Here is a 25,503-nt window from a genome sequence, read left to right as displayed (position 1 = left end):
CAGGCCGTCAGCAGGAGTCGTACTTGTACGTGCCGCTCCCGGGCGCCGTGACGTTCACGTCCCGCAGGACGACCGACAGCGACGCGCCGAAACCGTTGCAGGCCTTGGTGAAGGCGTTCTTCGTGTACTCGATGACGATCACGTTGCTGCCGTAGACCGCCGTGTAGTCGCCGCACTCGGAGTACCGGCCGCACTCCTCGGCGATCGCGAAGTCCAGCCCGGCGCTCTTGCCGGCGCTGCCCAGCGCGGTCGTGTTCTTCTGCGCGATGGCCAGTCCCTTGTCGTGCGCGTGCGGCGCGACCAGCTTCAGCAGCGCGATCGCGTTGGCCTTGGTGAGCAGGCCCTCCGAGCGCTCGTAGGAGTCGATGTTGTCCGGCTCCACCGCCTTGAAGCCCTTGCTCGCGCACCCGTCGATCCAGCCGTTGACGATCGCGGCCACCGCCGTGCGCTTCGCCGCCGTCGAGACGTCGATGAGGTTCTCGCCCCAGTCGCCGTCGATCACGTAGTCGCCGGAGGAGTCCTTCAGCAGCAGGTCGTCGTGGTTCGCCTGCCACCAGGCGATCTCGTCGGGCTGCGTCTGGAACACGTTGACGTAGCAGATGTTGTAGAGGCCGGCCGCCGGGGTGGCGGTCCGGTCGCGGCTGACCACCTTGACCCCCGAGGGCGGCGTGTACGCGGCGCCGATCTGGTAGTCGAACTTCGCGTTGGCCGGGGGAAGAGTGTAGGTGGCGGCGTCGGCGGTGCCGGCGCGGGTGAAGATGCCGAGGCCGATGACGGCGAGAACCGTCGCGGCCGGTACGCCGATGCGGCGCAGGACGGGAATCACAGGGAGAACTCCGAGGGGTATCGGGATCTGCCCCGCCTCGGGTGCTCGGCACCCTGGCGACCTGTGTGCCGGACTCGGGAGAGGTTCCGCTACCGGCTGGGCTCGACCGTTGCCAGCGATTCAACCGCGCGAAGAGACGACTGTCAATGGTCGTTCGTGCGCGAAAACTGGCAATACGTGCACGATCGATCGCCTGATACTGTCCACACGAACAATCAAAACCGGGAGGACGCATGCGGTACGACGTGCTCGTGGTCGGCGACGCCAACCCCGACCTGGTGCTGCGCGGCGACGTGCGGCCCCGCTTCGGCCAGCAGGAGCAGCTGCTCGACGCCGCCGACCTCGTGCTCGGCGGCTCCGCGGCGATCACCGCGGCTGGCTGCGCCCGCCTGGGGCTGCGCACCGCGCTGCTGGCCGCCGTCGGCCCGGACGTCTTCGGCACCTTCACCCGCGAGCGCCTCGCGGAGCGCGGTGTGGACCTGCTCGACCCGGGATCCGCCGGCGGTACGCCCACGGGCCTGAGCGTCATCCTCTCCGCACCCGGCGACCGCGCGATCCTGACCCTGCCCGGCACGATCCCGGCACTGCGCCCGGCCGATGTGACCGACGAGCTGCTCGCCACCGCGCGCCACGTCCACGTCGCGTCGCTGTTCCTGCAGCCCGCCCTGCATGAAGGGCTGGCCGGCGTGTTCGCCCGGGCGCGGGGCCTCGGGCTGACCACGTCGCTGGACACCAACTGGGACCCGTCCGGGCGCTGGACGGGCCTGGCGGAGATCCTGCGGGAGACCGACGTCTTCCTGCCCAACGCCGCCGAGCTGCTCGCGGTCACCGGCGCCGCGGGCGTGGACGAGGCCGCGGAGGGCCTCGCGGCGCTCGGCACCACGGTCGTGCTCAAGGACGGCGCCCGCGGCGGCCGCGCATGGTGGAACGGCAACACCGCCGCAGCGCCCGGCCTCGCCGTGGACGTCGTCGACACGACCGGCGCCGGCGACAGCTTCAACGCCGGCTTCCTGGCCGCCCGGCTCGGCGGCCGGGACGTGCCCGCCGCGGTGGCCTGGGCCGCGGCGGCGGGCTCGCTCAGCACCCGCGCGGCCGGCGGCACCGCCGCCCAGGCCACCTCCGCCGACGTCGAGGCGGTCATCCTTTCAGCCCGCTGAGGCTCATCGTGGCGATGAACCGCTTCTGTGCCACCAGGAACGCCAGCACCAGCGGCATCGTCGCGACCACGTTGCCGGCCATGAGCTGCGACCACTCGGTGCGCCGCATGCCCTGGAACGTGGCCAGGCCGACCTGCAGCGTGTACTTGTGGTCGTCGCTGATCGCCACCAGCGGCCACAGCAGGTCGTTCCAGCTCGACAGCAGCGTGAACACGGCGAGTGTGGCCAGGGCCGGGCGGGCCAGCGGCAGCACGATGCTCACGAACGTGCGCAACGTGCCGCAGCCGTCGATGCGCGCCGCCTCCTCCAGCTCCGCCGGCAGCGACAGGAAGAACTGGCGCATCAGGAAGATGCCGAAGGCCGACGCGAGCCACGGCACGAACGCCGCCGCCAGGGTGTCGACGATGCCGATGCGGGCGAACATGAGGTACGTCGGAATCATCAGCAGCTGGATCGGGATCATCACCGTGGCCAGCACCGCCGCGAACGCGAGGCCCCGTCCGGCGAAGCGCAGCCGGGCGAAGCCGTAGCCCGCCGCCGAGCACAGCACCAGGTGCGACACGACGGACACGGCCGAGACGAACACGGTGTTGCCCAGCCACTCCAGGATGTGCGACTCCGCGAAGAGCTTGCGGTACCCCTCCAGGTGCAGGCCGCTCGGGATGAACCGCGGCGGGAAGCGGTTGATCTCCCGCTCGGTCATGAACGACGTGAGCACCATGTGCACCAGCGGCAGGACGAACAGCAGCGCGGTGGGCATGAGCAGCAGGTGCCAGGGGCTGAACGGCAGGATGCGCCGGCGCATCAGAAGGCCTCCTCGCCGCTGCGCCGGCCGCGCCAGATCGCGAACGCGGTGAGCAGCAGCGTCACCGCGAACAGCAGGTAGGCCACGGCCGCGCCGTAGCCGAGCCGTCGCGTCTGGAAGGCCAGCTCGTACACGTAGTAGACGACCGTCTGCGTGCTGTTCATCGGCCCGCCGCGGGTCGTGGTGTAGATGAGGTCGAACAGCTGCAGCGCGGTGATGGTCTGCCACACCGTGGCGAACAGCGTCACCGGGCGCAGCTGCGGCAGCGTGACGCTGCGCAGCACCCGCCACCGCCCGGCGCCGTCCATGGTGGCCGCCTCGACGAGCTCCTTCGGCACGTCCTGCAGCGCGGCGAGGTACACCACCGAGGTGAACCCCACCTCGCCCCACAGCGCGATGAGGCACACGACCAGCAGCGCCTGCCGGGGGCTCTCCAGGAACTGCTGCGTGGGCAGCCCGAGCCGGCGCAGCGCGTCGTTCGCCGCGCCGAACTGCGGGTTGAACACGTAGCCGGCGAGGATGCCGGTGGCCGCCGCGGAGGCGACGTAGGGCACGAAGATGCAGGTCCGGTAGAAGCCGATGAACCGGATCCGCTGGTTGAGCGCGATCGCGATGAGCAGGCCCAGCGCGATCGAGCCGGGCACGAACAGCACCGTGAGCAGCAGCGTGTGCTGCGCGGCGGCGGCCAGGTCCGGGTCGTCGGCCAGCCGTTGGTAGTTGGCCCAGCCGATGTCCTGCGGCTCGGCGATGCCGTTCCACTTCGTGCGCGAGATGAAGAACGCCCACACGGCCGGGAAGAGCGACAGGCCGACCACGACCAGCGTCGCCGGCCCGGCGAACGCCCACCCGGTGAGCGCCCGCCGGACTCCGCGCCCGCGCGGCCGGCGCGCGGGCGTCGCGGTGCGGGCCGGCGCCGCGAACGTGAGCGTCACTCGAGCGCCCCGGCCGACTTCTTGGCCGCCTCGTCCAGCGCCTCCTTCGGCTTGGCCGCCCCCTGCAGGACCTTGGATATCGCGTCGCCGACGTTGCGCGACATCTCCTCGTAGCCGGCGAGGGTGGGGCGGGCCTGCTTGGCGTTGGCGAGGTTGTCGAAGAACTTCTGGCCGCCGGGGTACTCCTTGACGTACTCGGCGAACTCGGGCGTGCCCTGTTCGCTGGAGCGCAGCGGGAGGTTACCGATCGCGAGGTTCCACTTGGCGTCGATCTCCTTGCTCGTGAGCCACCTGATGAAGTCGCGCGAGGCGCCGGCCCGGTTGGCGTCGCCGTGGTCGAACAGCACCCACAGGTCGGGCCCGGAGACCGTCTGGTGGTCGCCGTTGTACCCCGGCAGCTGCGCGACGCCGTACTCGAGCCCGGCGTCCTTGATCTCCAGCAGGGCCCACGGCCCGGACATCATCATGGCCACGTGGCCGTCGTTGAACAGCGGCCCGTACTTCTCGTCGGTCTGGTCGAGGTACAGCGACTTGTCGTCGACCGCCATGGCCCGCAGCAGCTCGAGGGCGCCGACCCCGGCGTCGGAGTTGAACGCGGGCTTCCTGCCGTCGAGGATTTTCCCGCCGCGCTGCCACAGCATCGGCCACAGGTGCCAGGTGGTGTCCTCGCTGCCGGAGACCGAGTACGCGGAGCCGTAGACGTTCTGCGCCGGGTTGGTGAGCTTCTTGGCCGCGGCCCGGAAGTCGTCCCACGACCACTGGTCGGTCGGGTAGGCCACGCCCGCGTCGTCGAAGAGCTGCTTGTTGTAGATGAGGGCGAGGTTGTCCACCAGCGCCGGGACGCCGATGACCTTGCCCTCGTAGGTCGCGGTGTCGCGGGCCGCCTCGGGGATCTCGCTCCAGCCGAAGGCCGGGTCGGCCACCCACTTGGCGAGGTCCTGGGTCTTGCCGCTGGTGGCCAGCTCGCCGGCCCAGCTGCCGTAGGCGTAGGAGACGTCGGGGTAGCTGCCGCCGGTGAACCCGGCGGAGAGCTTGGTGAGCAGGTCGTCGGTGGTGGACGCGCCGGTCGAGGTCTTGATGGTGACGTTGGGGTGGGCCTTGGTGTACTGCGCGGCGAGGTCCTCCGCGGTCTTCTCGGCCTCGGTGGTCTGCCCGGTCCACCAGGTGATGGTCACCTGGGCGGCCGGGTCGTAGCCCTCGGCCGCGTCCTTGCCGGCCGGGGTCTTGGAACCGCCGCCGCCGCCGCACGCGCCGAGCAGCAGGGCGGCGCTACTGATAGTTGCCAGGAGCCGAACCTTCATCGTGGGTGCACCTCTTCACTGGGGGTTACCGAGGGGCTTCGGGGGACAGCTACGCGACGGGGTCGGCGAGGATGACCGAGCGCGTGAGGAGGCGGGGGTTGTCGGGGTCGAGGCCGCGGTGCGCGGCGAGGGCGACGGCGAAGCGCTGGGCCAGGACCAGCTGGGCGAGCGGGTCGAGGCCGTCGCGGTGCGGGGTGGCGCCGGCGGCGCGGGCGGCGTCGTCGAGCGAGTCGGGCACGTCGCCGAACGACCAGACGAGGCTGCGCGGGCCGGCGACGGCGACCGGGCCGTGCCGGTAGTCCATCGCCGGGTACGACTCCGACCAGGCCTGCGCGGCCTCGCGGGCCTTGAGCGCGGCCTCGTGCGCCAGGCCGACGGTCCAGCCGGTGCCGAGGAACACGAGGTGGTCGATCGCGGCGGGGTCGGCCGGCAGCGGCGCGGCGAGGGCGGCCTCGCCGTCGGCGGCCAGGCCCGCGAGGTCCTCGCCGAACGCGGCCCGCGCCATGGCCAGCACGGTGGTCGGGAAGCGGGTCTGCACGACGCTGCGCTCGTCGGCGAAGTCCAGCAGGACTCGGGTGTCGACGAGGTCGTCGACCGCCTCGCCGGCGGTGGCGGTGACCGCGACGCGGCGCACCCCGGCGGGCAGGCGGCGCAGCGCCTCGAGGACCTCGGTCGACGTGCCCGAGCGGGTGATCGCCACGACCCGGTCGTAGCGGCGCCGCGGCACGAACTCCGAGGCGCACGCGGCGTCGGTCTCGCCGAAGCCGGCGGCCTCCCGCAGCTCGGCCAGGCACTGGGCCACGAACCACGAGGTGCCGCAGCCCAGCACGAGCGTGCGCTGCCCGGGTGCGGCGAGGGCGGCGCGGGCCTCGGCGGCCAGCGCGAGCCCTCGAGTCCACACGGCCGGCTGGCTGGCGATCTCGAGCGCGGTGTCGTTCATGCACGAACGTTATGCGCGTTTGCTTTCGGTACACAAGGATCACTGCGCAAGTGAACAGTCGTTCTTGCGCGTTTGCTCCGGCTAGATCTTCACGGGCGCCCGCAGCGGCTCGGGCAGCAGGTCGCCGTGCGCCGCCGTCAGCTCGTCGCACAGCGCCCAGATCCGCTCGACGGTGAGCGTGGCCGCGGTGTTCGGGTCGAGCATCGCCGCCTGCCGGACGAGCCGCGGGTCGCCGTCGAGCGCGGCGCGCACGGTCAGCTCGCCCACGCTCACGAACCCCCGGTTGACCGCGGCACACTGCGGCGGCAGCGCGCCGACCCGCTCGGGGCGCACCCCGAGGCGGTCCACCACGCACGGCACCTCCACCGCGAAGCCCTCCGGCAGGTTGCTCACCAGCCCCCGGTTGGCCACATTGGCGTGGATGCGGCGCATGACGCCGGTCTCCATGCTGTGGATGACCTGCGGCGCGTACTCGGTCGCCTCCCGGTGCAGGTCGAGCGGCTCACCGGCGAGGACCGCGGCGCGGGTGGCGGCGTAGTCGGCGAGGTTCGCCTCGCTGATGCGCACGTACTCGCCGACCGGGATGCGCAGCCGCTCGACCTCGGCGTCGTGGTGCAGGTACCAGGGCACGTACTCGGCGGAGTGCTCGCTGGTCTCGGTCGGGTAGTAGCCGAGCCGGCGGTACATGTCCACGCGCACCCGCCGGCGCAGTTGCGGGTCGGCGGCGATGCGCTCGTCCAGGCGCGGGTAGAGGCTCTCGCCGTTGTGCTCCCAGCGCAGCAGCCACGCCTGGTGGTTGACGCCGGCGGCGCTGTAGTCCACCTCGTCCAGCGGCGCGCCGACGAGCTTGCACAGGTCGTGCACGGTCCAGAAGACGGAGTGGCACAGGCCGACCGCCTTGAGCTCCGGCGCGATCGCGGCCAGGTAGGCGACGTTCATCGCCATCGGGTTGGTGTAGTTGAGCAGCCACGCGCCCGGGCACACCTCGCGCATGTCGGCCGCGATGCCGGCCAGCACGGGGAAGGTGCGCAGGGCGCGGAAGACGCCGCCGACGCCGACGGTGTCGCCGATCGTCTGGCGCAGCCCGTAGGCGGCCGGCACCGCGAAGTCGCGCACCGTCGCCGCGTGCATGCCGACCTGGACGGCGTTGATGACGTAGTCGGCGCCGTCCAGCGCGGCCCGCCGCTGCAGGCTGGCGTTGATCTTCGGCGCCGCGCCGAGCTGCTCGGCCGTGCGGCGGGCGATCGCCTCGGCGGTTTCGAGCCGCTCCGGGTCGATGTCGTGCAGCGCGAGCGTCACGCCGCGCAGCTCGTCGAAGGACAGCAGGTCGGCGAGCAGCTCCCGGGTGAACACGACGCTCCCGGCGCCGAGGAACGTGATCACAGTCATGACACGGATTGTCGGCAGGCGGCGCAGAAGTGCACAAGGTTCTTTGACCTTTCGCGCGGAAACGAACTACCATGACTGCGCGTTTGATCACTGGCCGGAACAGTTGACGGGAACCGCATGGCTGAGAGCACCCTGCGCCGGGCCGACCGGATGTCCGCGATCCTCGAGCGCGTGTCCCGGCACGGCTCCGTCGACGCCGGGGTCCTCGCCGAGGAGTTCGACGTCTCGGCCGCCACCATCCGCCGCGACCTGCAGGTCCTCGAGGAGCAGCGGCTGCTCTCGCGCACCCACGGCGGCGCGGTGGCCGTCGACGTGGCCTACGAGCTTCCGGTGCGGTACCGCGGCGGCCAGCATCGCGAGGAGAAGGCCGTCGTGGCGCAGCGCGCCGCCGCCCTGCTGCCGAAGGGTCCGCTCACGCTGGGGCTCACCGGCGGCACGACCACGCTGATCCTGGCGCGACTGCTCGCCGAGCGGGTCGACCTCACCGTCGTCACCAACGCGCTCAACATCGCCGCCGAGCTGGCGCTGCGCCCGCGGCTGAAGCTCATCATGACCGGCGGCGTGTCCCGCACCCAGTCCTACGAGCTGGTCGGCCCGATCGCCGACCAGGCCCTCGCCGGGCTCAACATGCAGATCGCCGTCGTCGGCGTGGACGGCATCAGCGCCCGCGGCGGCCTGACCACCCACGACGACATCGAGGCGCACACCAACGCGGCGATGATCCGCCGCGCCGACCGGGTCATGGTGGTCGCCGACGGCTCCAAGGTCGGGCGAAACTGCCTGGCCGGCATCTGCGCCATCACCGACGTGTCCGTGCTCGTCACCGACTCCAGCGCCGACCCCGACCACGTCGAGGCGATCCGCCGGGCCGGCACCGAAGTGGTGGTCGCGTCATGACCGATCCCGTGCGGCTGCTCGTCGTCGGCGCCGGCGACCGCGGTACGCGATATGCCCGCCTGGCGCAGCAGACCGGCCGCGCCCGTGTCGTGGCGGTGGCCGAGGCCGACCCTGCGCGCCGGCACGCGTTCGCCGGCGAGTTCGGCATCGCGCCCGGGCGCGTCTTCGACGACTGGGCGCGCCTCGGCGAGGCCGGCGAGCGCGTCGCGGACGCCGCGGTGATCGCCACGCAGGACGCGTTGCACGCCGGCCCGGCGGTGCTGCTCGCCGGGCTCGGCTACCACCTGCTGCTGGAGAAGCCGATGGCGCCGAGCGAGCCCGAGGCTTCGCGCATCGCCGAGGCCGTCCTGCGGGCCGGGGTCATGGCGGCGGTCTGTCATGTCCTGCGGTACACCCCGTACACGACACTGCTCAAGCAGCTCCTCGACGAGGGCCGCATCGGCCGCCTCGTCAGCGTGCAGCACCTGGAGCCCGTCGGCTGGTGGCACCAGGCGCACTCGTTCGTGCGGGGCAACTGGCGCCGCGAGGCCGAGTCCTCGCCGATGCTCCTGGCGAAGTCCTGCCACGACGTGGACTGGTTGCTGTACCTGGCCGGCCAGCCGGCGCGCCGTGTCAGCTCGTTCGGCGGCCTGGCCCACTTCCGCGCCGCAGAGCGCCCCGCCGGCGCCGCGAGCCGCTGCCTGGACTGCTCGCTCGAGCCCGGCTGTGCCTATTCCGCGCCGAAGTTGTACCTCGGTGAGATCGCTGGCCGCGCCGTCACGGACCCGGCGCCGTGGCCGGTGTCGGTGCTCACCCCCCGCGCCGACCCCGCCGCCGTCGTCGAGGCGCTGCGGACGGGCCCGTACGGCCGGTGCGTGTACGACTGCGACAACGACGTCGTCGATCACCAGGTCGTGTCGATGGAGCTCGCCGACGGCGCCACGATCTCGTTCACGATGACGGCGTTCACGCCGGCCGAGCAGCGCAAGACACGCCTGTTCGGCACGCACGGCTACATCGACGGCGACGGCGCCCGCCTGCGCCTCGTCGACTTCCGCACCGGCGAGGACACCACCATGGACGTGGCCGCGTCCCCGTCGGCGGATCACTCCGACGGGGACGCGGCCCTGGTTTCCGCTTTCGTCTCGGCGGTCGCGACCGGCGACCCGTCCTGGCTGCGCTCCGACGTCACCACGAGCCTGGCCGGCCACCGGGTGGTATGGGCGGCCGAGCAGGCCCGCCGCAACGGCACCGTCGTGACGCTGGGTTCTTAGTTCCGGCAATCAGCAACGGACCCGGCGCAGCGCGTCCAGGAACTGCCCCGGCTGGCTGAACGCCGCGAAGTGGCTGGCGTTCTCGATGAGGACGAGTTCCTTCGCCGGCGCCTGCACCTCACCGAAGAACTCCACCGCCGGCGCGGTCAGCGTCACCACGTCGTTCGCCCCTTGGAACAGGAAGAACGGAACCTCGTAGGCGGTGCCGAGCGCCCGCGCGTCGAACCGCATGAACTGCTCGAACATCGTGTCGCGCGTCCTGCCGAACCCCTTGAGCCAGGCCGAGACGTCGGCGAGGGAGTAGTCGGGCTTGGTGAGCAGCAGCCCGAACATCCTCTTCAGCGCCCCGTTGCCGGTCGTCGGGTCGGTGCTCATCGACCACTGCATGCGGGTCCCCCACGCCTTGACGTCCCAGTTGCGCGGATCGGCGTCGAGAGCCTCGAGCGCTGCAACACCCTTGCGGTTACCGGCGGCGTGCAACCGCTCGATGGTGTCGAGCCGCCCGCGCCGCTCGTTCTCGACCATGTTCACGAAGAAGTCGGTCCCGACGTAGGCGCAGAACAGGTCCGGCCGCCGCCGCACCATCGGCAGCCCGACGATCGTCCCCATCGAGCCGGCCATGAGCACGATCCGGTCCTTGCCGAGGTACTCCCGCAGGTGCTCCGCAACCTCGATCCCGTCCTCGACCATGCGCCCGAAGTCCATCTCCTCCGGCCGGAACCCGTTGCGCCGCAGCGTGCGCCCGCTGCCGCGCCGGTCCCAGTGCACGACCGTGAAGTGCCGCTCCCATTCGCGCATGACGGGCGTGAACACCGAGTACGGCGACCCCGGCCCGCCGTGCACGACGAGCAGCACCGGGTTGGCCCGGTCCTCACCGCGGATCTGCAACCACTGCTCGACCCCGCCGATCGTGACGTAGCGCCCTTCGACGATCCCGGCCGGGTTGTCGATGCGGGCGACGGCGGCCCGCCGCCGCTGCAGCGTGGCCCGGTACGCAAGCGGCGCACCCCCGGCGGCAACAACGGCTGCGGCGGTGACGGCGGTGGCGATGAGCGCGGACATCTGGTGCCTCCTGGGGCGTCGATGGGGGTCTTCCCGGCTTGCTGTTGCGGCTTGCTGCTTGCTGTTGCGACTTGCTGCTTGGTGCTTGCTGCTTCTGCCTGCTGCTCCCTGCTGGCATCCACGACTGTACAGAAGTCTGAGACGTTTGTCCAAGACAGATTTCCAAGACAGAATTCTTAGACGTACGATCAGCCCATGGGAAACCGGGAGAAGCTCCTCGACGGCGCGCTGCAGTGCCTGCTCGAGAAGGGATATGCAGGCACGACCGCCCGCGACATCGCCTCCGCGGCCGGCGTGAGCCTGGCCGCGATCAACTACCACTTCAGGACGACCGACGCGCTGCTGGACGCGGCACTGCGCCGAGCCCTGGACCAGTGGGGCGACGAACTGCAACGGGCTCTCACCGGCGGCCCCGACCTCGAGGACCAGCAGGAACGGTTCGTGGCGATCTGGGACCGGGTGATCGCGTCGATCGCCGAGAACCGCTCGCTGTGGACGATGCAGTTCGAGGTGGTGACCCACCTGGGCCGCCAGGCGGCACCGGAGTCCCCGTGGGGTGCCGCGCAGGTCGAGGCGGAGGGCGCCCTGGCCGCGCTGTTCCACGGCATCGACCCCGCGGCCGAGCCGGAGGTCGCACGCACGGTCGGCGGCCTGTACCAGGCCCTCCTGGCCGGCGTGGTGGTACAGCACCTGGTGGCGCCACAGCGCGCCATGAGCGGCCGCGACCTGGCCTTCGCCCTCCGCACACTGTGCGAGCGCCTGTCCGCCACCAGCACGTGACCCGGTTACCCGGTTGGCCGGCGCTCCCGCTTACCCGGTCGGCCGGCGCTCCCGCTTACCCGGTCGGCCGGCCCTCCCGGTTACGCGGTCGGCTGGCGCTCCGGCGGGTCGGCGTGATTTCCGTTCGGCCTTGTGCGAGCCGGACCCGTTCCACACAACGCGGTTGCAAAGCTGCGCCGCTCGGGCCCGACATCTGCAACGTGTTTGCACTGCCGCGCGAGCTGGGTCCCGGGGTCGCAATGTGCGTGCGCTGGCTGTGTGAGCTGGGCCCGGGGCCGCAATGTGCCTGCGCTTCCGGTGCGAGCTGGCTCTGGGGCCGCAATGTGCGTGCGCTTGCTGTGCGAGCCGGGCCTGGGGCCGCAATGTGCCTGCGCTTCCTGCGCGAGCTTGGCCCGGGGCCGCGAACGACCTGCGCGGAAGGTGTAAATCGTCCGGGGAGTGGTAGCGGGAGGGTATGACGTCCAAGGACCGGCAGATCGCCACGAGCAGGCGCCCGTTCGGTGAGGGGGCGCTGACCACCGACCAGGGCATCCCTGTCGACGACACCGCCAACTCGCTGCGAGCCGGTGCCCGCGGGCCCACCCTGCTCGAGGACTTCCACCTGCGCGAGAAGCTCATGCGCTTCGACCACGAGCGGATACCGGAGCGGGTGGTGCACGCGCGTGGAGCGGGTGCGCACGGATATTTCCAGGTGTACGAGCCGCTGGACGAGTACACGACCGCGGACTTCCTCACCGACCCGGACACGCGCACGCCCGTGTTCGTGCGCTTCTCCACGGTCCAGGGCTCGCGCGGCTCGACCGACACGCCGCGCGACGTGCGCGGTTTCGCGGTCAAGTTCTACACGCGGCAGGGCAACTTCGACCTGGTCGGCAACAACATGCCGGTCTTCTTCATCCAGGACGGCATCAAGTTCCCGGACCTCGTGCACGCGCTCAAGCCCGAGCCGCACAACGAGATCCCGCAGGCGGCGTCCGCCCACGACGCGTTCTGGGACTTCGTGACGCTGCAGCCGGAGACCATGCACCACGTCATCTGGCTCATGTCCGACCGCGCCCTGCCGCGCAGCTACCGGATGATGCAGGGCTTCGGGGTACACACCTTCCGCCTGGTCAACGGCCACGGCCACGGCACGTTCGTGAAGTTCCACTGGAAGCCGACGCTCGGCACCCACTCGCTGGTGTTCGACGAGGCGCAGCTGATCTCCGGGCGCGACCCCGACTACAACCGCCGGGACCTGTGGGAGGCGATCGAGGCAGGGGAGTACCCCTCATGGGAGCTCGGCCTGCAGCTCATCCCGCAGGAACGGGTCTTCGAGCTCGACGACATCGACATCCTCGACCCGACCAAGCTGATCCCCGAGGAGGTCGTGCCGGTAACTCCTGTCGGCCGGCTCACCCTGGACCGCAATCCCGACAACTTCTTTGCAGAAACCGAGCAGGCGGCCTTCTGCGTCGGCAACATCGTTCCAGGCATCGACTTCACCGACGACCCGCTGCTGCAGGCGCGGCTGTTCTCGTACCTCGACACGCAGCTGACCCGCCTCGGCGGCCCGAACTTCACGCAGCTGCCAATCAACCGGCCGCTCACTCCGGTGCGCAACCAGCAGCAGGACGGCCTGCACCAGGACGTCGTGCCGACCGGCCGGGCGAACTACCACCCGAGCTCGCGCGGCGGCACGATGCAGGTCGGACCGGGCTTCGTGACGTACCCGGAGCCCGTCGACGGCCCGAAGGAGCGCAAGCGCAGCGAGACGTTTGCAGAGCACTACTGGCAGGCGACGCTGTTCTGGAACAGCATGGCGCCCTGGGAGCAGGAGCACATCATCGCCGCGTACCGCTTCGAGCTGGGCAAGGTCGGCGAGATGACGATCCGGGTCCGCGCGGTGGAGCACCTCAACCGGATCGACCACGACCTCGCCGTGTCGGTCGCGCGCGGTATCGGCGTCGAGGAGCCGGTCAAGTCGATCGACAACCACGGCCGCAGCTCGCCGGCGCTGTCCCAGGAGCAGCACGACGGCGCCGGCTCGCCGCGCACCCGTCGCGTCGCCGTCCTCGTCGCCGACGGCGCGGACGCCCGCGTGATCGCGCTGCTGCGAGACGCTTGCACCGAGGTGGGCACGTCCGTGGACCTGCTCGCAGCCACGGACGGGACCGTGACGACGTCTGATGGGGTACCGATGGAGGTGACCCGGGCAATGTCGACGACGTCTTCGGTGCTGTATGACGCGGTCGTGGTGCCCAGCGCCGCGGCCGACCTCTCCGCCGACGGGGTCGCGGTGCACTTCGCCGCCGAGGCGTACAAGCACGGCAAGCCGGTCGGCGCGTTCGGCAGAGGCCTCGACGTGCTGCAGCGGGCCCAGATCCCGCTCACGACCGCGACGACCGACCCGGCGCTCATCGTGGAGGAGGAGTTCACGCCGGACTTCCCGCACACGCTGCTCACGGCGGTGTCCGCGCACCGCAACTTCGACCGCGACGTGACGGGGATACCGGCCTAGTCAGGGCTTGTTGAGCTGGACGTACCCGCGCTTGACCGCGTCCAGCGACATCTCCTGCGGGAACGGCGACTTCGCCGCCACCCGCTCGGCGGGCGCGCCGTCCTGGTCACCTTCGCGGATCAGCCAGGCCAGGCCGGCGAGCTGCTCGTGCTGCGCGGCCACGAACCGCACCCCGACCACGGCGCCGTGCCCTGGAACGACCAGGGTCTGCGGGCTCAGCAGGTTCATGAGCGCGGCAACGGTGTCGGGCCACTCGAGCGGGTACGCGTCGTCGAACTGCGGCGGCCCGCTCTCCTCGACCAGATCGCCGGCGACGACGACGCCGGCGTCGGGCACGATCGTCACCAGGTCGCCGATCGAGTGCCCGCGCCCGAGGTGACGCAGCTCGACGACGCGGTCGCCGAGGTCGATCTCGACGCTGGTGCGCACCAGCCGCCCCGGCGGCGTCGGGGTGAGGCAGGCGATGTCGGCGGCGAGGTCCGGGTGCTCGACCATGGCGCGGTCGCGCAGCCCCGGCCCGATCAGCGCGGCGGCCTCCTCGTGCCCCCAGATCGGCGCACCCTCGGCCGCGAACACCATGTTGCCGAAGGTGTGGTCGAAGTGATGATGGGTGTTGACGACCGCGAGGGGGAGGGGCGTCACCCGGCGTACCGCGGCGAGGAGATCCTGCGCCTGCCGCGCGGTCGACAACGTGTCGACGACCAGCGCCGCCTCACCGCCGACGATGAGGGTCGCGTTGACGTCGAGCACGGGATGCCGCAACACGTGCACGCCCGCCGCGATCTCGCGCAGCACGGTCATGATCACCCTCCCGCCATTCCGGAAAGCCACCTAGAAGTCACAAAATTTCCGGACAAAACGCCCAATCCACACAAACAGCAAGCGGCACCCAAAACACCAAAACCCCACAAACCGCCAAGCCCGCGCGCAACCCCAAGCCCGCGCGCAACGCCCAGGCTGGTCGCGAAGCCCAGGCCGGACACAACGCCCGCGACCGGAGCAGCGCCCACACCGCGCGCCGCGCCGAGACCGCGCGCCGCGCCGAGACCGCGCGAAAAGCCAGAACCGCGCGAAAAGCCAAGACCGCGCGCAACACCAATACCGCGGGAAGTATTCATGATCTGGCCTCGCGCGACGCAGGCGTCTTGTCCTCCAACGCCTTCGCCAGAAACCGCGCCCGATCCACGATCACCCGCTCCACGCGCCCCTCGGCAACGACCTGCCCGCCGTCCTTGACCAGGACCTCGAACACCAGCTTCCGCCCGTCGGCCTTGGCCAGCCGCGCCTCGGCGACCACCCGCCCGCCGATCGGCGTGGCGGCGCGGTGCTCGAGCTCCACCCGCGTGCCCACCGTGGTGAACCCGGGCGGCAGCCGGCTCGCGGTCGCGCCGACCGTGGCCGCCTCGGCCAGGGCCAGCACGCGTGGCGTGCCGAGCACCGGCACGTCGCCCGAGCCCAGCGCCTGCGCGGTGTCGGCGTCCGTGACCGTGAGCTCGACGCGGGTGACGGCACCGACCCAGGGTGCCGCATCGACCGTGGGGCGCTCGCTCGGCTGCATACCCCCAAGCCTAATGACCCCGCGCTCAACGACCGCGATAATTCACCGCCGGTTCGCTCGTGCCCGCCCTACCCTGGGCGCCATGCATGACGCCGCCGAGTGGATCGCCGAAGGTTCCGTCGTCGCGCTGACCGGCGCGGGCATCTCCACGGACTCCGGGATTCCCGACTTCCGCGGGCCGCAGGGCGTGTGGACGCGCGACCCCGAGGCGATGAAACTGTCCTCGATCGAGCACTACGTCGCCGATCCGGACGTGCGGCGCCGGTCGTGGCAGGAGCGGCTGCACCACCCGGCGTGGTCGGCGACGCCCAACGCCGCGCACCGGGCGCTCGCGGAGCTCGCCGGAGCCGGGTTGCTCACGGCGGTGGTCACGCAGAACATCGACGGGCTGCACCAGCGGGCGGGGCTCGACGCGGCGCGGGTGATCGAGCTGCACGGGACCATTCACGAGACCGAGTGCCTGCAGTGCGGGGCGCGCGGGCCGATGCGCGAGACCCTCGAACGGGTCGAGGCCGGTGAGGCGGACCCGGACTGCCGTGGGTGTGGCGGCATCCTCAAGTCGGCGACGATCTCCTTCGGGCAGCAGATGAACATGGCGACGCTGACCGCGGCCGCCGAGGCGGCGCTGGAGTGCCGCACGTTCGTGGCGGTCGGGACCTCGCTGACCGTCCACCCGGCCGCCGGGCTGGTCGGCGTCGCGGCGAAGCACGGTGCGCGGATCGTGATCATCAACGATGCCGAGACGCCGTACGACGCGATCGCCGACGAGGTCATCCGCGAGCCGATCGGCAATGTGCTGCCGGCGTTCGTGCCAACCCGCTGAAACAGGAGCGGCGCGGCGGGCCCGGACGGTCTGAATCCACCGTACAGGAAGCCACCAAATTCTGGACCTTCATGGCTACGGAGTGTAAGAGTCCGTCACGGGCGGTGGCAGGCGGGTCGCGGCCAGGCGGGACGAGAACGTGTGGCGGGCCGTGCGGGACAGGGTGGCCAGCGCGTCGGCCAGGCGGTAGGCGTCGGCCGTGTCGCGCAGGCGGGCCGTCGCGTGCAGGCCGCCCGCGGTGTCGACGGTGACGGTGGCCAGGGACAGCAGGCGCTGCAGCGGGCCCTGGGTCACGCGGACGCTCTGGACCCGGGCCAGCGGCACCGCGACGAGGTCCCGCGTCAGCACTCCCTCCCGCACCGTCACCACGTCGGGCGTGACGGCCACGCCGATGCGGGACCACGCGAACGGGGCTAGCCACACTGCGCGCCGGGGCGGGCCGCTCACCGGCAGGGCGGCGGCGTCGATGGGCAGCGGGGCGGGGCGCGGGTCGACGGCGGCGCCGAGCATCACGGCGGCGACCGAGACGGCGTCGGCGGACCCGGCGACCGGGACGAGCGTGCCGGCACGCAGCTGCTCCTCGCCGTCGCCCCCGTAGCCGGCCACGTCGATGTGCGCCCGTGCCCAGCCCGGGAGGCGCCACAGCAGCGGCCAGGTGACCTTGACGCCCTGGACGCGGCGCGGAGGCACCGACTGGCTGCGCTTGTTGAGCAGGCCCTGGCGCAGGCGCAGCGCGGCGGAGTCGGCGGCGATGCGGAAGTCCCACTCGTCGAGGATGCGGCGCACCGGGACCTGGAAGACGCCCAGGAAGGCCGTGATGGTGCTGGCGGCGCCGATGAGGGTCCAGTCGGGGTGGGCGAGGGCGGGCCAGAGGACGAACGCGGCGCCGACCGGCACGGCGAGCACCTGCGGGGTGAGCAGCTGGGCCACGAGCAGGCGGCGGTTGTCCACGGTGAACCAGGTGCGCTCGGCGGCGGGCTCCGCGCCGCCGGCGGCGCCGGTGGCCAGGCCGAGCAGGGAGGCGCGCAGCTGCGTGGCGCCGGCCACCGTGAGGTAGGCCAGCGGCGCCTCCGCCTTGCCGCCCCCGATGACCTCGAGGCGCAGCTCGGCGAGGCCGAACACGCGGGCCAAGGCCGGGCGCACGACGTCGATCGCCTGGACGCGGTCGAGCGGGATGGCCCGCACGCGGCGCGACAGCAGTCCCTCGTGGACGCGCAGCTCGCGGCCGACGACCTCGTATCCGGTCACGGCCCACACGACGGCGGAGACGACGACGGCGAGGATGAGGATGGCGGCCATGGCCATCAGCCAGTGCTCGAGGCCGAGGTCGGACAGGCCGCGCCAGGACACGGCGACGGCGGCGAGCGCGACGAGCTTCGCACCGCGCACCAGCGGCGTCAGCGGGTGCAGCCGCTGCCGGGGCTGGCTCAGGGGCTGGCTCAGGCGCTCGGTCACAGGCCCTCTTCGCGGATCTCGCCAAGGGCGGAGAGCCGGTCGCGCAGCCGGGTGGCCTCGGCGGCCTCCAGGCCGGGGACTGTGGCGTCGCTGGCGGCGGCGGCCGTGTGCAGGGTGACGGTGGCGAGGCCGGCGGCGCGCTCGATCGGGCCGGCGGTGACGTCGACGAACTGCATCCTCGCGTACGGCACGATGGACAGCCGCCGGATCAGCAGCCCGTGGCGAACGAGGAGGTCCTCGGCGCGCTCGGCGTAGCCCCAGGAACGGATGGAGCGGCGCAGGAACACGGCCCGGACGGCGCCGGCGACGAGGACCGCGGCGGCGGCGAGCAGGAACCACGCCGACCACAGCACGCCGGTGACGACGCACGCGACCGTCACCACGAGCACCCACAGCGCGAGGACGGCGAGCCTGACCAGGAAGTACCGGGGCGAGACGGGCCGCCATTGGACGTTGTCCGGCCAGGGGCGCAACGGGTCGGGTGCGACCGGAGCGTTCACTCGTCGAGCGTATCCCGATCATCGATCGGCACGGTGTCCCGGAGGAATCCGCGCACGCTGAGGAACTGTGAGAGCGACTCACGGTGATCGTCGCAGGCCAGCCACACCTTGCGGCGGTCCGGCGTATGGATCTTCGGGTTGTTCCACAGCAGCTGCCACACGGCTTGAGAGCGGCACCCCTTGGCGGAGCAGATCAACGCTTCCACGCCACAAGTGTGCAAGAAAATGTGCAAAAAGATGTGAGCGCCGGGCGGCCACGGGGGAAGCCGCCCGGCGACGGGTGAATCGTACCCGCCGAACCACGGGTGATGTCCAGTCGTGAAGGCGACCGGGTGACAGAAATCCCCCCAGAATCGATGGTCGCATATCCGGAATGTCCGTCCAAGGCCGCCGCATGCGAACTCCCAGTAGGCTCTCAGCAGCGTCGGATGCGGCTGCTCGCCGCAACGTGCGACGCTAGGTTGCAACTGTCGGCGATTTGCGTGGAGGACCGGTGACCCAGCCGAGCAACCCTGTCTCGACCCCCGCTCAGGACGCGACCGTCCTGGAACGGGCGCTCTTTGAGGTCAAGCGGGTCATCGTCGGCCAGGACCTCATGATCGAGCGGATGTTCGTGTCCCTGCTCAGCCGCGGCCACGTGCTGCTGGAGGGCGTCCCCGGCGTCGCGAAGACCCTCGCGGTGGAGACTCTGGCCCGGGTCGTCGGCGGCACGTTCTCACGCATCCAGTTCACCCCGGACCTCGTGCCCGCCGACATCGTCGGCACGCGCATCTACCGGCAGTCCAGCGAGAAGTTCGACGTCGAGCTCGGGCCGGTGTTCGTCAACTTCCTGCTCGCCGACGAGATCAACCGCGCGCCCGCCAAGGTGCAGTCGGCGCTGCTGGAGGTCATGGCCGAGCAGCAGGTGTCCGTCGGCGGCGAGACCTACGAGGTGCCGCGCCCGTTCCTGGTCATGGCCACCCAGAACCCGATCGAGCAGGAGGGTGTCTACCCGCTGCCCGAGGCGCAGCGCGACCGGTTCCTGATGAAGATCCAGGTGGGCTACCCCACGGACGCCGAGGAGCGCGAGATCGTCTACCGGGTCAGCGTCAAGACCCCGGAGCCGGTCGCGGTGCTCACCACGCAGGAACTGATGGCGCTGCAGGACAAGGCCGACGAGGTGTTCGTGCACAACGCGCTCGTGGACTACGCGGTGCGGCTGGTGGTCGCCACCCGCGCACCCGCCGAGCACGGCCTGAGCGACATCGCGCACCTCATCCAGTACGGTGCCAGCCCCCGCGCCTCGCTGGGCATCGTGCGGGCCTGCCGGGCGCTGGCGCTGCTGCGCGGCCGGGACTACGCGCTGCCGCAGGACGTGCAGGACATCGCGCCCGACATCCTGCGCCACCGGCTGGTGCTGTCCTACGACGCGCTCGCCGACGACATCCCGGCCGACGACGTGGTGCGCCGGGTGCTCGCCGCCGTGCCGCCGCCGACCGTCGCGCCGCGCCAGCAGGCCACGACCGCGCCCGCCGGGCCGCCGCCCGGGGGTACCACCACCATCACCACCTGGCCGGGGCGGTGAAGATCGACAGCGGCACCGGGCTGGACGACGCGCGCGCCGAGGTCGTCCTCAACCGCATGCAGCTGCTCGTCACGCGCAAGCTCGACGGGCTGCTGCAGGGCGACTACCTGGGCCTGCTGCCGGGGCCGGGCACCGAGGCGGGCGAGTCGCGGGAGTATCGGCCGGGCGACGACGTGCGCCGCATGGACTGGCCGGTCACGGCCCGCACCACGCTGCCGCACGTGCGCCAGACGGTCGCCGACCGCGAGCTGGAGACGTGGCTGGCCGTGGATCTCAGCGCCAGCCTGGACTTCGGCACGGCCCGCTACCTCAAGCGCGACCTGGCGATCGCCGCCGCGGCCGCCGTGGCGCACCTCACCGTCCGCGGCGGCAACCGCATCGGGGCCGCCGTCGGTACCGCGGACGCGCTCACCCGTCTCCCGGCGCGCCCGGGCCGCAAGGACGCGCAGGGCCTGCTGCGCTCGATCGCGCTCACCCGGGGCCGGCCCGGCCGCGCCGACCTCGGCGCGCTCATCGACATGCTCAACCGGCCGCCGCGCCGGCGCGGGATGGCGGTGGTGATCTCCGACTTCATGACGCCGCCGCAGCAGTGGGCCCGCCCGCTGCGCAAGCTCGGCGTGCGCCACGACCTGCTCGCCGTCGAGGTCGTCGACCCGCGCGAGCTGGAGCTGCCCGACGTCGGCGTCATCGCGCTGGTGGACCCGGAGACGGGCCGCATGCACGAGGTGCAGACCGCCGACCCGAAGCTGCGCCACCGCTACGCCCACGCCGCGGCGGCACAGCGCGCCGAGATAGCCTCGGCACTGCGCGGCGCCAACGCGGCGCACCTGCGGCTGCGCACCGACTCCGACTGGCTCCTGGACATCGTCCGGTTCGTCGCGGCACAGCGACACGCCCGAACTCGAGGAACGACTCGATGATCCGTCTGCTCAACCCGCTGTGGCTGCTGGCGCTGCTGCCGGTCGCCGCGGTCATCGGCATCTACGTGTGGCGGCAGCTGCACCGGCGCGCGTTCGCCGTGCGGTTCACCAACGTGGACCTGCTCAGCAGCCTGGTGCCCAAGGGCATCGGCCTGCGCCGGCACGTCAGCGCCGTCGCGTTCATGCTGAGCCTGGTCGTGCTCGCCTTCGGCCTGACCCGCCCGTCGGTCGACACGAAGGAGCCGCTCGAGCGGGCCACGATCATGCTGGCGATCGACGTGTCGCTGTCGATGCAGGCCACCGACGTGGCGCCGACGCGCATCGACGCGGCGAAGTCGGCCGCCGAGGACTTCGTGCGGCAGCTGCCGGCGAGCTTCAACGTCGGCCTGGTCTCCTTCGCCAAGACCGCGAGCGTGCTGGTGTCGCCGACCAAGGAGCGCGGCTCGATCATGCAGGCCATCGAGGGCCTGACGCTGCAGGAGTCCACGGCCACCGGCGAGGCGGTCTTCACCAGCCTCGACGCGATCCGCACCGTGCCCGCCGACGGCGCGGCCGGCCCGCCGCCGGCCCGGATCGTGCTGCTGTCCGACGGGTTCCGCACCGCGGGCCGCTCGCTGGAGGACGCCTCCGCGGCCGCGTCGGCGGCCAACGTGCCGGTCTCGACGATCGCGTTCGGCACCGACGAGGGCGTCGTGCGCATCGGCAACACGCCGCAGCGGGTGCCGGTCGACCGCCCGTCGCTGCAGAAGGTGGCGGAGGTCACCAAGGGGTACTTCTACGAGGCCGCCAGCAAGGAAGAGCTGAAGCGGGTGTACTCGGACATGGGCAGCTCGATCGGCTACCGCACGAAGCCGCGCGAGATCACCCAGTGGTACCTGGGCTTCGGCTTCCTGCTCGCACTGTGCGCCGGCGCGCTGAGCCTGCTGTGGGGCTCGCGGCTGCCGTAGCGCGGCGTTGCCGGGTCGGCGCTCACCGGATCAGTGGGCGCCGACCAGGAAGAAGAGCGTGGCGACCCACATGGCGGCCAGGAAAAAGCCAATGGGCGCGAGGTATCGGCTCACGACGTGCTCCCAACGGGTGTTGTCTCAACCGGAACGAGAGAACAGACACGCGGAAAGCCGTGGCGGGTGATCTGCTGGGTTACCGGCCACGACTGGAGGGATCGCTACTTCGCACAGCGAATCACCTCCAGGGAGCGGCTGCCGTGCCGGCCGGCAGCGAAACGGGCCCGGTGTCATGACGCCGGACGTCTCAAACCTCAATATCGTACTGCGCGGTGCCATGCCCGGCATCAGCCGCCCGGCGCATTGGGTCCTACCATTCGGTAGCACCTAGTCTGCGTACTGCGTTGCTAACAGCAAGATCGAGTAGCCCGCACCAATGATCTCGAAGGCGAAAGGCGGCACCCGTGGCGAGGACCGTGCTGGTCACCGGCGGTAACCGGGGCATCGGACTGGCGATCGCGCAGGCGTTCGCCAAGCAGGGCGACCGCGTGGCGGTCACGCACCGTGGCTCCGGCGCTCCGGAGGGCCTCTTCGGCGTGCAGTGTGACATCACCGACAGCGCCGCCGTCGACGCCGCCTTCACCGAGGTCGAGAACGCGCTCGGCCCGGTCGAGGTGCTCGTCGCCAACGCCGGCATCACCCAGGACACGCTGCTGCTGCGCATGAGCGAGGAGCAGTTCACCGGGGTGCTGGACACCAACCTCACCGGCTCGTTCCGCTGCGCCAAGCGCGCCGCCGGCAAGATGCTGCGCGCCCGCTGGGGCCGGATCATCTTCATCTCCTCGGTCGTCGGCCTCTACGGCAGCCCCGGCCAGGTCAACTACGCCGCGAGCAAGGCCGGCCTGGTGGGCATGGCCCGCTCGATCACCCGCGAGCTGGGCAGCCGCAACATCACCGCCAACGTCGTCGCGCCCGGGTTCATCGAGACCGACATGACGGCGGTGCTGCCGGCGGAGACCCAGGCGGAGTACAAGAAGAACATCCCGCTGGGCCGCATGGCCAAGCCCGAGGAGGTCGCCGACGTGGTCACCTTCCTGGCGAGCGACGCCGCGGGGTACATCACCGGCGCCGTCATCCCCGTCGACGGCGGCCTGGGCATGGGCCACTGATTCGCGAACATCTTCACTAGGGAGACCCATGGCAGGACTTCTCGAGGGCAAGCGGCTGCTCATCACCGGGATCATCACCGACCAGTCGATCGCCTTCGCCGCCGCGAAGCTCGCCCAGGAGCAGGGCGCCAAGGTCGTGCTCACCGGCTTCGGCCGCCTGTCGCTGGTGGAGCGCATCGCCAAGCGCCTGCCGCAGGAGGCCCCGGTCATCGAGCTCGACGTGACCAACCAGGAGCACCTGGACGGCCTTGCCGACAAGGTGCGCGAGCACGTCGACGGCCTCGACGGGGTGCTGCACTCGATCGCGTTCGCGCCGGCCAGCTGCCTCGGCGGCGACTTCCTCGCCGCGCCGTGGGAGGACGTGGCCACCGCCGTGCACGTCTCGACGTTCTCGTTCAAGTCCCTGGCGGTGGCCTGCCTGCCGCTGCTCACGCCCGGCAGCGGCATCGTGGGCATGGACTTCGACGCGACGCGGGCCTACCCGGTGTACGACTGGATGGGCGTGGCAAAGGCGGGCCTGGAGTCCACGTCGCGCTACCTGGCGCGCGAGCTCGGCCCGCGCGGCATCCGCGTGAACCTCGTCGCGGCCGGCCCGCTGCGCACCATGGCGGCCAAGTCGATTCCCGGCTTCGCCGTGTTCGAGGACTCCTGGGCCAAGATCGCACCGCTCGGCTGGGACCTCTACGACCAGGCGGCCGCGGCCAAGGCCTGCTGCGCGCTCATGTCGGACTGGTTCCCGGCCACGACCGGCGAGATCGTCCACGTCGACGGCGGGTACCACGCCGTGGGCGCCTCCACCTGATCACAGGAGCAGAATGAGGGCGTGGCATATGACGCGTTCCTCCTGCTCTCGTTCGGCGGCCCGGAAGGGCAGGACGACGTCCTGCCCTTCCTGGAGAACGTCACCCGCGGCCGGGGCATCCCGCGCGAGCGCCTGGAGACGGTCGCCGGGCACTACCGGCACTTCGGCGGCGTCTCGCCGATCAACGCGCAGTGCCGCGCGCTGATCGAGGCGCTGCGCCCCCGGCTGGACCTGCCGATCTACTGGGGCAACCGCAACTGGCACCCGATGCTCGCCGACACCGTCGCGAAGATGCGCGACGACGGCGTGCAGCGCGCGCTCGCGTTCGTGACCAGCCCCTTCGGGTCGTACTCGTCGTGCCGGCAGTACCTGGACGACATCGCCGTCGCCCGGGCCGCCGTGCCGGGCGCGCCGGTCATCGACAAGATCCGCCACTACCACGACCACCCCGGGTACATCGCGCCGCACGCCGACGCGGTGCGCGCGGCCCTGGCGGCCCTGCCGTCGCGGATGGCGGCCCGGATCGTGTTCACCGCCCACTCGATCCCCACGTCGATGAACGCGGCCAGCGGCCCCGGCGGCGCCGGGCGCTACGAGGCCCAGCTGCGCGAGACCGCCGCCCTCGTCGCCGCCGAGGCCGCGCCGGAGCTGCCGTGGGACCTGGCCTGGCAGAGCCGCTCCGGCCCGCCGCAGGTGCCGTGGCTGGAGCCCGATATCAACGACCACCTGGAGACCCTGGCCAAGGACGGGGTCCGGGAGGTCGTGGTCAGCCCGATCGGCTTCATCTCCGACCACCTCGAGGTGATCTGGGACCTCGACGAGGAGGCCCGGGCGACCGCCGCCCGCCTCGGCATGGCCTTCGCCCGGGCCGCCACCCCGGGCGTCGACCCGCGCTTCGCGGACATGGTCCGCGCGCTGGTCGAGGAGCGCGTGCTTGCTCACAGTAATGTGCGTCACGCGCTCGGCACCGTTCCGACCTGGGATTTCTGTCCGGACGACTGCTGCGCGTCACCGAAACGCGCCTAGTCACGAAACGTTTCTGAGGGAGTATGTTGCGCGTGAGAGAACGCAAGCCCATCGAGTCCTGGCTCACCGACATGGACGGGGTCCTCGTGCACGAGGGCGAGCCCGTGCCCGGCGCACCGGAGTTCGTCAACCGGCTGCGCTCGTCCGGCAAGCCGTTTCTGATCCTGACCAACAACTCCATCTACACGGCGCGCGACCTGCAGGCCCGGCTGCGCCGCATAGGCTTCGACGTGCCCGAGTCCGCGATCTGGACCTCGGCCCTGGCCACGGCCGAGTTCCTCAACACCCAGCGGCCCGGCGGCACCGCCTACGTCATCGGCGAGGCGGGCCTGACCACGGCGATGCACGAGGTCGGGTACATCCTGACCGACACCGAGCCCGACTACGTCGTGCTGGGCGAGACCCGCACGTACAGCTTCGAGGCCATCACCACCGCGATCCGCCTCATCAACGACGGCGCCCGGTTCATCTGCACCAACCCGGACGCGACCGGCCCGTCGAACGAGGGCGCCCTGCCGGCCTGCGGCGCCGTCGCGGCGCTCATCTCGAAGGCGACGGGCATCGAGCCGTACTTCATCGGCAAGCCCAACCCGATGATGATGCGCTCGGCGCTCAACAGCATCGACGCGCACTCCGAGACGACCGCCATGATCGGCGACCGCATGGACACCGACGTTTTGTGCGGCCTGGAGGCCGGCCTGGAGACCATCCTGGTGCTCAGCGGCATCAGCACCACGGCGGACGTGGAGCGCTACCCCTACCGCCCGTCGCGCATCATCCCGTCGGTGGCGCACCTCATGGACGAGGTTTAGAAGCCATTTCCGGGCTCGGGTCCGCGTCACTTGCAGACCGTTGTTCCCACCAGAGACCGCTGCGGGCCTGGCGGCCCTCCGCTGCCAG

At 71.4% G+C, this 25,503-nt stretch carries 24 protein-coding genes and 1 pseudogene; 13 read left to right on the top strand and 12 right to left on the bottom strand.

Translation table 11 applies throughout. The annotated features are described in order from the left end of the window. Positions 1 to 7 precede the first annotated feature (7 nt). A pseudogene (locus tag ABD901_RS08030) lies at positions 8 to 774 on the bottom strand (endo alpha-1,4 polygalactosaminidase); the annotation flags it as partial. A gap of 285 nt (positions 775 to 1,059) precedes the next feature. Between ABD901_RS08030 and ABD901_RS08025 the strand changes: the two are divergent. Then, complete coding sequence (locus ABD901_RS08025; protein WP_345122872.1) at positions 1,060 to 1,983, top strand: carbohydrate kinase family protein; 924 nt, start codon at positions 1,060 to 1,062, stop codon at positions 1,981 to 1,983. Here ABD901_RS08025 and ABD901_RS08020 read toward each other — a convergent pair. From ABD901_RS08020 to melA, 5 genes are all read right to left on the bottom strand, one after another. Then, positions 1,964 to 2,788 carry a carbohydrate ABC transporter permease gene (locus ABD901_RS08020; protein ID WP_345122870.1) on the bottom strand — a complete coding sequence of 275 codons (825 nt, stop codon included), beginning with the start codon at positions 2,786 to 2,788 and terminating at the stop codon, positions 1,964 to 1,966. The two genes, ABD901_RS08025 and ABD901_RS08020, sit on opposite strands and share 20 nt — an antisense overlap. After that, entirely contained in the window at positions 2,788 to 3,720 is a 933-nt protein-coding gene (locus ABD901_RS08015; RefSeq protein ID WP_345122867.1) for a carbohydrate ABC transporter permease, read from the bottom strand. Before ABD901_RS08015 ends, ABD901_RS08020 begins: the two co-directional genes overlap by 1 nt. After that, positions 3,717 to 5,021 (bottom strand): ABC transporter substrate-binding protein, encoded by a 1,305-nt coding sequence (locus ABD901_RS08010; protein ID WP_345122865.1) that lies wholly within the window; start codon positions 5,019 to 5,021, stop codon positions 3,717 to 3,719. The genes ABD901_RS08015 and ABD901_RS08010 overlap by 4 nt, the downstream gene beginning before the upstream one ends. A gap of 49 nt (positions 5,022 to 5,070) precedes the next feature. Next, positions 5,071 to 5,961: an SIS domain-containing protein gene (locus tag ABD901_RS08005; RefSeq protein ID WP_345122863.1), complete on the bottom strand. Its 891-nt coding sequence runs from the start codon at positions 5,959 to 5,961 to the stop codon at positions 5,071 to 5,073. Positions 5,962 to 6,042: 81 nt separating this feature from the next. Beyond that, positions 6,043 to 7,350 (bottom strand): alpha-glucosidase/alpha-galactosidase, encoded by a 1,308-nt coding sequence (gene melA, locus ABD901_RS08000; RefSeq protein ID WP_345122861.1) that lies wholly within the window; start codon positions 7,348 to 7,350, stop codon positions 6,043 to 6,045. Between the two features lie 117 nt (positions 7,351 to 7,467). Between melA and ABD901_RS07995 the strand changes: the two genes are divergently transcribed. After that, on the top strand, positions 7,468 to 8,247 hold the full coding sequence (locus ABD901_RS07995; RefSeq protein WP_345122859.1) for a DeoR/GlpR family DNA-binding transcription regulator: 780 nt from the start codon (positions 7,468 to 7,470) through the stop codon (positions 8,245 to 8,247). Continuing rightward, on the top strand, positions 8,244 to 9,500 hold the full coding sequence (locus ABD901_RS07990) for a Gfo/Idh/MocA family protein (RefSeq protein WP_345122857.1): 1,257 nt from the start codon (positions 8,244 to 8,246) through the stop codon (positions 9,498 to 9,500). The genes ABD901_RS07995 and ABD901_RS07990 overlap by 4 nt, the downstream gene beginning before the upstream one ends. Before the next feature lie 9 nt (positions 9,501 to 9,509). Here ABD901_RS07990 and ABD901_RS07985 read toward each other — a convergent pair whose 3' ends face one another. Further along, positions 9,510 to 10,562 carry an alpha/beta fold hydrolase gene (locus ABD901_RS07985; RefSeq protein WP_345122855.1) on the bottom strand — a complete coding sequence of 351 codons (1,053 nt, stop codon included), beginning with the start codon at positions 10,560 to 10,562 and terminating at the stop codon, positions 9,510 to 9,512. A 195-nt stretch (positions 10,563 to 10,757) separates the two neighbouring features. Between ABD901_RS07985 and ABD901_RS07980 the strand changes: the two genes are divergently transcribed. Next, positions 10,758 to 11,342: a TetR/AcrR family transcriptional regulator gene (locus ABD901_RS07980; RefSeq protein WP_345122853.1), complete on the top strand. Its 585-nt coding sequence runs from the start codon at positions 10,758 to 10,760 to the stop codon at positions 11,340 to 11,342. A gap of 454 nt (positions 11,343 to 11,796) precedes the next feature. Then, positions 11,797 to 13,842 (top strand): catalase, encoded by a 2,046-nt coding sequence (locus ABD901_RS07975; protein ID WP_345122851.1) that lies wholly within the window; start codon positions 11,797 to 11,799, stop codon positions 13,840 to 13,842. Here the strand turns inward: ABD901_RS07975 and ABD901_RS07970 are convergent, their stop codons facing one another. Together ABD901_RS07970 and ABD901_RS07965 are read right to left on the bottom strand one after the other, a co-directional pair. Further along, positions 13,843 to 14,643, bottom strand: coding sequence for an MBL fold metallo-hydrolase (locus ABD901_RS07970; protein ID WP_345122849.1), 801 nt, complete (start codon positions 14,641 to 14,643; stop codon positions 13,843 to 13,845). A gap of 313 nt (positions 14,644 to 14,956) precedes the next feature. Next, entirely contained in the window at positions 14,957 to 15,400 is a 444-nt protein-coding gene (locus ABD901_RS07965; protein ID WP_345122847.1) for a thioesterase family protein, read from the bottom strand. 82 nt (positions 15,401 to 15,482) lie between these two features. On the opposite strand from ABD901_RS07965, the gene ABD901_RS07960 reads away from it, so the two are divergent. Continuing rightward, a complete protein-coding gene (locus ABD901_RS07960) occupies positions 15,483 to 16,223 on the top strand; it encodes an SIR2 family NAD-dependent protein deacylase (RefSeq protein WP_345122845.1) in 741 nt (246 codons plus the stop codon). Between the two features lie 75 nt (positions 16,224 to 16,298). Here the strand turns inward: ABD901_RS07960 and ABD901_RS07955 are convergent, their stop codons facing one another. From ABD901_RS07955 to ABD901_RS07945, 3 genes are read right to left on the bottom strand one after another with little or no spacing between them, the layout of a single operon-like run. Continuing rightward, the gene (locus ABD901_RS07955) at positions 16,299 to 17,678 is read right to left on the bottom strand and encodes a PH domain-containing protein (RefSeq protein ID WP_345122843.1); all 1,380 of its coding nucleotides are present in this window, start codon (positions 17,676 to 17,678) and stop codon (positions 16,299 to 16,301) included. Next, positions 17,675 to 18,178: a PH domain-containing protein gene (locus ABD901_RS07950; RefSeq protein ID WP_345122841.1), complete on the bottom strand. Its 504-nt coding sequence runs from the start codon at positions 18,176 to 18,178 to the stop codon at positions 17,675 to 17,677. The genes ABD901_RS07955 and ABD901_RS07950 overlap by 4 nt, the downstream gene beginning before the upstream one ends. Continuing rightward, complete coding sequence (locus tag ABD901_RS07945) at positions 18,175 to 18,384, bottom strand: acetone carboxylase (protein ID WP_345122839.1); 210 nt, start codon at positions 18,382 to 18,384, stop codon at positions 18,175 to 18,177. Before ABD901_RS07945 ends, ABD901_RS07950 begins: the two co-directional genes overlap by 4 nt. 272 nt (positions 18,385 to 18,656) lie before the next feature. On the opposite strand from ABD901_RS07945, the gene ABD901_RS07940 reads away from it, so the two are divergent. The 7 genes from ABD901_RS07940 to ABD901_RS07910 all read left to right on the top strand — a co-directional run bounded on the left by ABD901_RS07940 (position 18,657) and on the right by ABD901_RS07910 (position 25,415). Beyond that, positions 18,657 to 19,742 (top strand): AAA family ATPase, encoded by a 1,086-nt coding sequence (locus ABD901_RS07940; protein WP_380136414.1) that lies wholly within the window; start codon positions 18,657 to 18,659, stop codon positions 19,740 to 19,742. Between the two features lie 56 nt (positions 19,743 to 19,798). Beyond that, the gene (locus tag ABD901_RS07935) at positions 19,799 to 20,662 is read left to right on the top strand and encodes a DUF58 domain-containing protein (protein WP_345123568.1); all 864 of its coding nucleotides are present in this window, start codon (positions 19,799 to 19,801) and stop codon (positions 20,660 to 20,662) included. Beyond that, entirely contained in the window at positions 20,659 to 21,609 is a 951-nt protein-coding gene (locus ABD901_RS07930; protein WP_345122836.1) for a VWA domain-containing protein, read from the top strand. The genes ABD901_RS07935 and ABD901_RS07930 overlap by 4 nt, the downstream gene beginning before the upstream one ends. 461 nt (positions 21,610 to 22,070) lie before the next feature. After that, on the top strand, positions 22,071 to 22,775 hold the full coding sequence (fabG, locus tag ABD901_RS07925; protein ID WP_345122834.1) for a 3-oxoacyl-[acyl-carrier-protein] reductase: 705 nt from the start codon (positions 22,071 to 22,073) through the stop codon (positions 22,773 to 22,775). Positions 22,776 to 22,803: 28 nt separating this feature from the next. Further along, positions 22,804 to 23,577: an enoyl-ACP reductase FabI gene (fabI, locus tag ABD901_RS07920; protein WP_345122832.1), complete on the top strand. Its 774-nt coding sequence runs from the start codon at positions 22,804 to 22,806 to the stop codon at positions 23,575 to 23,577. Positions 23,578 to 23,598: 21 nt separating this feature from the next. Then, a complete protein-coding gene (locus ABD901_RS07915; protein WP_345122830.1) occupies positions 23,599 to 24,603 on the top strand; it encodes a ferrochelatase in 1,005 nt (334 codons plus the stop codon). 32 nt (positions 24,604 to 24,635) lie between these two features. After that, entirely contained in the window at positions 24,636 to 25,415 is a 780-nt protein-coding gene (locus ABD901_RS07910; protein WP_345122828.1) for an HAD-IIA family hydrolase, read from the top strand. Positions 25,416 to 25,503: the final 88 nt, after the last annotated feature.

Origin of the sequence: Dactylosporangium darangshiense, assembly GCF_039537565.1 — a bacterium.
Taxonomy (GTDB): Bacteria; Actinomycetota; Actinomycetes; order Mycobacteriales; family Micromonosporaceae; genus Dactylosporangium; species Dactylosporangium darangshiense.
This window is presented reverse-complemented; position numbering and strand designations above follow the sequence as displayed.